Here is an 8,466-nt window from a genome sequence, read left to right as displayed (position 1 = left end):
TTTTCTTGAGAAGTCCTCCGTAACAAGTATGTTACGGGGGACTTTCTGCGTTTGGCGGATTGGACTCTTTTTGCTATATTTGCCCGGATTTCCTTGACTTATTTAAAAACAGATAAATATCGAACATTTTTTTGCTAGGGTTATGCGATGAGGATATTTTTTTGTATCTTTGTCGCCCGAATTATATCTGCTTGTATTTTGCAGTAATTGAAAGGAATAGCTGTGGGAAAGTTTGATAAATATAAGATAGACTTGAAGGGAATGCAGACTGATTCATGTCGGTATGAATTCCTGCTTGACAACCAGTTCTTTGCCAATATAGACGGACCAGAAGTCCAAAAGGGTAAAGTCAATGTTGTCTTGTCGGTGAAGCGTACTTCGCAAGCTTTTGAGTTGAATTTTCAGACTGAAGGTATTGTGCTGGTTCCATGTGATCGTTGTTTGGATGATATGGAACAGCCTGTTACATCTGCAGACAAACTTATTGTGAAGTTCGGTACGGAATATGCTGAAGAAGGCGATAACCTGATTATTATCCCTGAAGTAGAAGGTGTGATAAATGTCGCATGGTTTATGTATGAATTCGTTGCATTGGCTATCCCAATGAAACATGTACATGCGCCTGGAAAATGCAATAAGGAAATGAGCCGGAAGTTGGGTAAGCATTTGAGGACAACTTCTGATGATGAAGAATTTATGGAAGCTGAGGAGGAAAGTGGCTCTGATGAAACTGTAGATACACCGATAGACCCTCGTTGGAATGAATTAAAGAAAATATTAGATAACAATTAAAGTTTTAAGAAAATGGCACATCCTAAGAGAAGACAGTCAAAGACAAGAACAGCAAAGAGAAGAACTCATGATAAAGCTGTAGCTCCTACATTGGCTATTTGTCCGAATTGTGGCGAATGGCATGTGTATCACACTGTATGTAGCGCTTGCGGCTATTACAGAGGAAAGCTTGCTATTGAAAAAGAGGCTGCTGTTTGATAGAACAGTAAGTCTTGACTTGTACTTGTATTGAGGTGTCTGGAAAGTCATGCCGATTGAGGTCGGAATGACTTTTCGGATTCCTTTATCAGATGTTTTTTAGCGAAGAATTTAATGGAAAAAATAAATGCTGTAATTACAGGGGTCGGTGGATATGTTCCTGACTACGTCTTGACCAATGACGAAATATCCAGAATGGTGGATACCAATGACGAATGGATTATGACACGTATTGGTGTGAAGGAAAGACGTATTCTTAATGAAGAGGGATTGGGAAGTTCCTATATGGCTCGCAAGGCTGCCAAGCAGCTGATGCAACGTACAGGTGCCAATCCCGACGATATTGATTTGGTGATTGTTGCAACTACGACTCCCGATTATCATTTTCCGTCTACGGCCTCAATTTTGTGTGACAAGCTTCGTCTGAAGAATGCTTTTGCTTTCGATTTGCAGGCTGCATGTTGTGGTTTTTTGTATGCTCTGGAAACAGCTGCTAACTTTGTTCGCTCGGGTAGATATCAAAAGGTAATTATTGTTGGTGCTGATAAAATGTCATCAATGGTTGATTATACCGATCGTTCTACTTGTCCGATTTTTGGTGATGGTGCAGCTGCTTTTATGGTTGAGCCTACTACGGAGGAATATGGAATCTTGGATTCTATACTTCGCACGGACGGTAAAGGACTTCCGTTCTTGCATATGAAAGCTGGAGGTTCTGTTTGCCCGCCTTCGTATTTTACAATTGATAATCATATGCACTATATATATCAAGAGGGGCGGACGGTATTTAAATATGCCGTATCGAACATGTCGGATGTAAGTGCAGAGATTGCAGCGCGTAACGGATTGAATAAAGATAATATCAGTTGGGTAATTCCGCATCAGGCTAATCTCCGTATTATTGATGCAGTAGCCCATCGGTTGGAAGTTCCACATGAGAAAGTGATGATTAATATCGAACGTTATGGTAATACCAGTGCCGGTACGCTTCCACTTTGCATTTGGGATTTTGAAGATAAATTGAAGAAAGGCGATAATCTTATTTTCACTGCTTTTGGTGCTGGTTTTACATGGGGAGCTGTGTACGTTAAGTGGGGTTATGATGGTAAGAAGGAATCGTAATCAATCCTAAAATATAAACATTAAACGCATCCTATTTTCCTGAATTCGATGCGTTTTTTTTTCATAGTTTAAATAGACAAGTTTATGCATAAAGCCGGATTTGTAAATATCGTGGGTAATCCTAATGTTGGAAAGTCTACGCTGATGAATGCTTTGGTAGGCGAACGAATATCTATTGCAACCTTCAAAGCTCAGACAACTCGTCACCGCATTATGGGTATTTATAATACGGATGATATGCAAATTGTGTTTTCGGACACCCCCGGTGTACTGAAGCCTTCCTATAAATTGCAGGAGTCTATGCTTAATTTTTCAACATCAGCATTGACCGATGCTGATGTGTTGCTTTATGTGACAGATGTGGTTGAGAAGCCTGACAAGCATAATGAGTTTGTGGAGAAGGTATCTAAAATGGACGTTCCTGTTCTTTTGCTTATTAATAAAATAGATTTAAGCAATCAGGAATCTTTGATTGTGCTTGTTGAACAATGGAAAGAGTTGCTACCAAAAGCTGAAATCATTCCGATATCTGCAGCTACAAAGTTCAATGTAGACTATGTGATGAGACGCGTAAAGGAATTGTTGCCGGATTCGCCGCCTTATTTTGATAAGGATCAATGGACTGATAAGCCGGCTCGTTTCTTTGTGAATGAGATTATACGCGAGAAGATTTTGCTTTACTATGATAAGGAGATTCCTTATTCAGTAGAAGTGGTGGTGGAACAATTTAAGGAAGAAGCGACGAATATACATATCAATGCTGTGATTTATGTGGAACGTGAATCACAAAAAGGCATTATTATAGGTAAGCAGGGGCGTGCACTGAAGAAGGTTGCCTCTGAGGCCCGTCGTGATTTGGAAAAGTTTTTTGGAAAGAGTATTTTTTTGGAAACTTTTGTAAAAGTGGACAAAGATTGGCGTAATTCTGATAAAGAATTGCGTAACTTTGGTTATCAGCTGGATTAGTTTAATAGAACAACGACCGTGATGGTCGATAATTTAAATTTTGAGTATGGGAAATTTAGTTGCAATAGTTGGACGTCCCAATGTGGGCAAGTCGACCTTATTCAATCGTTTGACTAAGACTCGTCAGGCAATAGTGAATGAGGAAGCTGGTACTACGCGTGACCGGCAATATGGTAAGGCCGAATGGTTGGGACGTGAATTCTCCGTGGTAGATACTGGAGGATGGGTGGTCAATTCGGATGATATTTTTGAAGAAGAAATCCGTAAACAGGTCCTGATGGCTGTGGATGAAGCTGATGTCATTCTTTTTGTTGTTGATGTAATGAATGGGGTGACAGACTTGGATATGGCTGTCGCTTCGATACTTCGCCGTGCCAAAAAGCCTGTACTCCTCATTGCAAACAAAACTGATAACAATGAATTGCAGTATAATGCGCCAGAATTTTATAGTTTGGGTTTGGGAGATCCGTATTGTATCTCAGCAATGACGGGTAGTGGTACAGGCGATATGATGGATCTTATTGTCAGCAAGTTCCGTAAGGAGACGGATGAGTTGCTGGATGAGGATATCCCCCGATTTGCAGTGGTAGGTAGGCCGAATGCAGGAAAATCATCTATAGTCAATGCGTTTATTGGAGAAGAGCGAAACATTGTAACAGAAATAGCTGGTACTACACGTGATTCCATTTATACTCGTTATAATAAGTTCGGTTTTGATTTCTATCTGGTTGACACGGCGGGTATACGTAAGAAAAACAAAGTGAATGAAGATCTTGAATATTATTCTGTAATCCGCTCTATCCGTGCAATTGAAAATTCGGATGTTTGTATTTTGATGCTTGATGCTACGCGAGGTATTGAGAGCCAGGATTTGAATATTTTTTCATTGATACAGAAGAATCAAAAAGGATTGGTGGTTGTGGTTAACAAGTGGGATCTTGTAGAAGAAAAGACGGTCAAAGTGATGAAAACTTTTGAAGAAGCTATCCGAAACCGTTTTGCTCCTTTTACCGATTTCCCTATAATTTTTGCATCAGCTCTTACCAAGCAGCGTATTCTTAAAGTTCTTGAAGAAGCTCGTGATGTGTACAATAACCGTATGACGCGTATACCTACTGCCCGTCTTAATGAAGAAATGCTTCCTCTGATTGAGGCTTATCCGCCCCCCTCGAACAAGGGAAAGTATATTAAGATTAAATATATCACACAATTGCCTAATACGCAAGTACCTTCTTTTGTTTACTTCGCTAATTTGCCGCAGTATGTCAAAGAGCCTTATCGGCGCTTCCTTGAGAATAAGATGCGTGAAAAGTGGAGTTTGCATGGTACTCCTATCAATATTTATATTCGTCAAAAATAAAATAAACTTGCTCTTCAAAGAGACAGAGTTGAAGGAAATACCTTGAACTTTGTCTCTTTTTTGTATATTGATGGAATAAAATGGAAATTAACTGCGGAAATAATCTCTCTAATTTGTCTGTTTCGGTATAGAATAATTATATTTGCCACCGATACTATAATGACAGAAGAAGGGTTTATGAGGAGAATCGGAAGAATATTATGTTTGCTGCTGCTTTTTTTGTGGCAGTACAGTTCAATGTGCTCTGCTGAAGATCGTACGTTGGATAGTCTGTTGCATCGTGCGATTGCAGCTCCGTCTGTTGACACCTATTCTGCAGTATGTCGGTTCTGTTATGTGAATGGCAATCATGCTGATATACTTTCTTCCTATGCCGATTCCCTACATTCATTGGGGTTGCGTACCCGATCTGTGCGTTGTTTCTTGGAATATTATGCTTGGAAAAGTGAGGCTCACTTTCTACAAGCCGATTACGAGCGAGGTTATGCTTTAAAGCGTAAAGCTATTGCTCTTGCTGAACGTATTGGTGAACGTCGTTGGTTGGTAGAATCAGTATCCGACTTGGCTTATTATTTTAATATTGATGCTCATTATGATTCGGCGCGTTATTATCTGAGCAAAGGGCTGGCTGCTGCTCGCGGAATATCTGAATTGGGAGAAACTTATCGGACGATGCTTACAAACTACGCCAGTTCTTTTTTATATGAAGGGCAGACCGATTCAGCTTTGGTCTATACTGAACGGGCCCGTATGGCTTCTGAAGTTGCGGGTGATACTGCCATGTTGATTGAGAACCTCAATCAGTTGGGGACTCTTTATCGCCGTCAGCGTAAGTTGGCAGAATGTTTAAGCCATTTTGAAGAGGCGCTTCGTTTGTGTGAGGCACAGAACAACTATAGAACAGCTGCTTATATCTATGGTAACCTTTCTACTGTGTACAGTGAGTGGAAGCAGTATGATGAAGCGGTGATCATGTCCCAAAAGGCATTGGAATATGCCAATCGGCTTGGAAACGATCATATGAAAGGTACTTGTCTGGTGAATCTTGGGATTGTGAAATGCTCCATCAAAGGTCGTGAACGGGAGGGAATAGCACATCTTCTTCAGGCGGCAGCTTTGCTTGAGAAGATTAATAATCGCCGTCGCTTGTGTGAAGCATATAGTTTCCTGGCCAATATTTATGTTCAAATTGGAAAGGAGGATATTGCAGCCGGTTATTTGCAGAAACTCGATCGTTTGACATCTGAAATGCATACAGATGTCGAGTTTTATCGTTACTATCGTGTGAAAGGAGTGGTGCTGCAAAGTCAGGGGCATTATGCTGAAGCTATTTCTTATTATAAAAAGTTGGTTGAAATGCTTAATGCCGGCTACCGTGACACACAGGATTATAAACTTTATGCTGATTTGTCCAGCTGTTATCGAGCCATACATAGGGAAGAAGACGCTTTACAGAATCTTCAGAAAGCCTATGCATTGCGCGATTCCATGTTTCAGGAAGAGAATACCAGTCGTTTGACGTATTTCTCGGTCAAATACGGAATGAAAGAAAAAGAACTGGAAATTTTGCGTCTTGAGCAGATGCGTGCAGAAGAACATGCCCGTTCTTTGGAACGTCGTATTATTTTCGGTACTGCTATGGGGGTATTGTTGATTGTACTGGTCTTTCTGCTTTATACCCGACAGCGGCAACGTACTAAAATGGCTCGTTTGGCTCAGGCTGTCGGGCAAAAGGAACAACAATTCCTCGCTCTTCAACAAGAAACTGAGCAGCGTCTTACCCGGCGATATATTGATGGACTTGAAAGTGAACGAACGCGTATTGCTACCGAACTGCACGATGATGTTTGTAACAACCTGCTGGCGCTCAGTATGGAGGTTCGTTCTTCTGAAGCTGCTGCTACCGGAGTTTTCGATCGTCAGTTGGGACTACTTGAAGAAACCCGACAACGTCTGCGTACGATTTCTCATGAGTTGATGCCTCCCGTCTTTCAATACGCAACACTTCATGAGATGCTTGACGATTATGTACACCATCTCCAGTTGCCTGCGACACTTTCCATATCTTATGAAGCTACTGATGGAGTTGATTGGACTTTGTTGCCGCAGGCTTTGAGTTTTGAGTTTTATCGTATTGTGCAGGAAGCGGTGGGAAATGCAGTGAAGCATGCGTCTGCAACGATGATTCGTGTGCGTCTTGCTCTCGAACAACAAGTGGTTTCTATAGAGGTTGCAGATGATGGTTGTGGTTTCGATGCTTCTCGGCGTAGCAAAGGAATCGGTTTGCGTAATATAGCCCAGCGGGTACAGGCCATTGGTGGAACCTTGACCGTCAATACGGCACTTGGAGCGGGTACGAAAATTCATGTATGTGTTAGTTTGGATAATTTTGAAAATTAACTGTTATGGAAGAGAAGAGTGTTGCGGAAATTCTTGTCGTTGACGATCATAGCCTGATACTCGAGGGAATTTGTCGTGTGTTAAATCGCATACCTGGAGTTTGTGTAGCCGATGCTGTGACATCAGGAACGAAAGCGTCCGCACTGATAGCCAAGCGTGACTACGATCTTTACATCCTGGATGTAAGCATGCCGGATATGTCAGGCTTTGATCTCATTGCATTGATACGTCAGTTGAATGCCGATGCCCGCATTATAATCAATACCATGCATGAGGAAGTTTGGATGGTCAATCGGTTGGCTAAAAGTGGTGTGAATGCTATTCTACTGAAAAGTGTGGACAGTAGTGAGATGGAAGCGGCTGTATTGCGAGTCTTGGAAGGAGAAAGTTATACTTGTGCTCGTTTTGAGTCGATTCGCCAGCAACTTCATCGCAGTTCAGCACGGATGCATGCTAAGGATAAACCTACCAATCGTGAACTTGAAGTATTGAGGGCCATTGCACAGGGGATGAGTACGCTTGAAATAGCTTCCAGTTTAAATGTGACAGAGAATACAGTAGAGACTTTTCGTCGTCGGCTTATCAACAAATTTGACGCGAAAAATAGTATTGATTTGGTTATGAAAGCAGTAGCTTCCGGTTGGATTGACATCCATTGAGCTTTTTTTATACTCTTTTTTATACTGTCACGGTTTCCCGTGATTTTTGTTTGGAAGCTATCGTGTATATTTGTTGCGAATTGAAGAATTGTTCCCCAAAGAAGGAACAGTTGCATATATGTCGCGATGATATAGTCAATTCTATTAACTGGTTTTAGTTGGAACAGGCGGCCGGAGTTTTTCCCGACCGCCTTTTTTATCCTTCAATGTTTTGTATTTCAACCTCTCTTACTTTGCGGAACAGATCAGAAGCGAAAATGAAGTTGTTCAGCCGTTCATTGGTCGATGTAAAGATGTCGTCCTTACTACCTTCCCATTCCTTGTGTCCCTGATAAATATAGATAATTTTTTCACCGATACCCATTACTGAGTTCATGTCGTGGGTATTGATGAGGGTGGTCATATTGTATTCACGGGTGATGTCCTGAATCAGCCCGTCAATCACAAGCGAAGTTTTCGGATCCAGACCGGAGTTTGGCTCGTCACAGAACAGATATTGTGGATTCAATGCGATAGCACGGGCTATGGCTACACGTTTTTGCATACCACCGCTTATCTCACCGGGAAATTTGTCTTTGGCTTCTGTCAGATTGACGCGGTCCAGGCAGAACATGGCACGGCGTGTCCGTTCGCGCAGGGTATCATTGCTGAACATGTTCAGAGGAAACATTACATTCTCCAATACTGTCATGGAATCGAATAGGGCAGCACTTTGGAATATCATTCCCATTTCTCTCCGCAGGGCTTTTTTCTCTTTTTTGTCCATTACCAGGAAATTGCGGTTATCATAGAGCAACTCGCCCCGTTCAGGAGTCAACAACCCTACAATACACTTCATCAGTACCGTTTTTCCCGATCCGCTTTGACCGATAATCAGGTTGGTTTTACCGTTTTCAAAAGTGGCGCTGATGTCGGTCAGTACGTCTTTCCCTTCGAATGACTTGCAGAGTCCTTTCAGTTCTATCATAT

At 41.6% G+C, this 8,466-nt stretch carries 8 protein-coding genes; 7 read left to right on the top strand and 1 reads right to left on the bottom strand.

Translation table 11 applies throughout. The features are described from left to right. The first annotated feature begins 222 nt into the window (after positions 1–222). From RDO88_RS10770 to RDO88_RS10740, 7 genes are all read left to right on the top strand, one after another. Positions 223–792 (top strand): YceD family protein, encoded by a 570-nt coding sequence (locus RDO88_RS10770; protein WP_307759373.1) that lies wholly within the window; start codon positions 223–225, stop codon positions 790–792. 12 nt (positions 793–804) lie between these two features. After that, complete coding sequence (rpmF, locus tag RDO88_RS10765; RefSeq protein ID WP_022164345.1) at positions 805–990, top strand: 50S ribosomal protein L32; 186 nt, start codon at positions 805–807, stop codon at positions 988–990. Between the two features lie 114 nt (positions 991–1,104). Next, the gene (locus RDO88_RS10760; RefSeq protein ID WP_307759372.1) at positions 1,105–2,112 is read left to right on the top strand and encodes a beta-ketoacyl-ACP synthase 3; all 1,008 of its coding nucleotides are present in this window, start codon (positions 1,105–1,107) and stop codon (positions 2,110–2,112) included. Positions 2,113–2,196: 84 nt separating this feature from the next. Beyond that, complete coding sequence (era, locus tag RDO88_RS10755; protein WP_307759371.1) at positions 2,197–3,078, top strand: GTPase Era; 882 nt, start codon at positions 2,197–2,199, stop codon at positions 3,076–3,078. 46 nt (positions 3,079–3,124) lie between these two features. Further along, a complete protein-coding gene (gene der, locus RDO88_RS10750; RefSeq protein WP_307759370.1) occupies positions 3,125–4,438 on the top strand; it encodes a ribosome biogenesis GTPase Der in 1,314 nt (437 codons plus the stop codon). A gap of 159 nt (positions 4,439–4,597) precedes the next feature. Next, positions 4,598–6,838: a tetratricopeptide repeat protein gene (locus RDO88_RS10745; protein WP_307759369.1), complete on the top strand. Its 2,241-nt coding sequence runs from the start codon at positions 4,598–4,600 to the stop codon at positions 6,836–6,838. A 5-nt stretch (positions 6,839–6,843) separates the two neighbouring features. Continuing rightward, the gene (locus tag RDO88_RS10740) at positions 6,844–7,497 is read left to right on the top strand and encodes a response regulator (protein WP_307759368.1); all 654 of its coding nucleotides are present in this window, start codon (positions 6,844–6,846) and stop codon (positions 7,495–7,497) included. Positions 7,498–7,693: 196 nt separating this feature from the next. On the opposite strand, the gene RDO88_RS10735 is transcribed toward RDO88_RS10740, so the two are convergent. Beyond that, positions 7,694–8,464, bottom strand: a complete 771-nt coding sequence (locus RDO88_RS10735; protein ID WP_307759367.1) for an ATP-binding cassette domain-containing protein — start codon at positions 8,462–8,464, stop codon at positions 7,694–7,696. Positions 8,465–8,466: the final 2 nt, after the last annotated feature.

Origin of the sequence: uncultured Mediterranea sp., from assembly GCF_902493215.1 — a bacterium.
Lineage (GTDB): Bacteria > Bacteroidota > Bacteroidia > Bacteroidales > Bacteroidaceae > Bacteroides.
This window is presented reverse-complemented; position numbering and strand designations above follow the sequence as displayed.

Bases quoted from the DNA above. Each gene is read 5' to 3' on its own strand.
- era (WP_307759371.1), top strand. From the start codon at position 2,197: ATGCATAAAGCCGGATTTGTAAATATCGTGGGTAATCCTAATGTTGGA.
- der (WP_307759370.1), top strand. From the start codon at position 3,125: ATGGGAAATTTAGTTGCAATAGTTGGACGTCCCAATGTGGGCAAGTCG.
- RDO88_RS10735 (WP_307759367.1), bottom strand. From the start codon at position 8,464: ATGATAGAACTGAAAGGACTCTGCAAGTCATTCGAAGGGAAAGACGTA.
- RDO88_RS10760 (WP_307759372.1), top strand. From the start codon at position 1,105: ATGGAAAAAATAAATGCTGTAATTACAGGGGTCGGTGGATATGTTCCT.
- RDO88_RS10740 (WP_307759368.1), top strand. From the start codon at position 6,844: ATGGAAGAGAAGAGTGTTGCGGAAATTCTTGTCGTTGACGATCATAGC.
- rpmF (WP_022164345.1), top strand. From the start codon at position 805: ATGGCACATCCTAAGAGAAGACAGTCAAAGACAAGAACAGCAAAGAGA.
- RDO88_RS10745 (WP_307759369.1), top strand. From the start codon at position 4,598: ATGACAGAAGAAGGGTTTATGAGGAGAATCGGAAGAATATTATGTTTG.